The organism is Achromobacter sp. 1014246743, from assembly GCF_059760725.1.
This window is the reverse complement of record NZ_JCBANA010000163.1, coordinates 1-414: the sequence shown is the minus strand read 5'-3', so window position 1 is coordinate 414 and position 414 is coordinate 1. Positions and strand designations below refer to the sequence as shown.

The following is a 414-nucleotide window of genomic DNA, read 5'->3' as shown; positions in this document are numbered from 1 at the left end:
GGCACCCGGGACATCCTGGGCCTGTGGATCGAGCAGACCGAGGGCGCCAAGTTCTGGATGAAGGTGTTCAACGAGCTTAAGACCCGTGGCACCCAGGACATCCTGATCGCGGTCACCGATGGTCTGAAGGGCATGGAGCAGGCCTTGAACTCGGTGTTCCCGGCCACGACGCTACAGACCTGCATCGTGCACCTGATCCGCGCCAGCCTGGACTACGCCAGCTGGAAGGAGCGGCGTACGGTCGCAGCGGCGCTCAAGCCCATTTACACCGCGCCCACTGTCGAAGCCGCGCTGGCGGCCCTGGCAGAGTTCGAGCGGGGGCCCTGGGGGCAACGCTACTCGCCGATCGTCGATGCCTGGCGCCGAGCGTGGGACCGGGTGATCCCGTTCTTTATGTTCCCCCCGGCCATCCGC

The 414-nt window shown here is 66.2% G+C and carries 1 protein-coding gene; it reads left to right on the top strand.

Annotation, left to right across the window (positions count from 1 at the left end):
- Positions 1-414: IS256 family transposase (locus AC6LJ2_RS30070; protein WP_498152764.1), on the top strand; the 414-nt coding region annotated here is incomplete at both ends.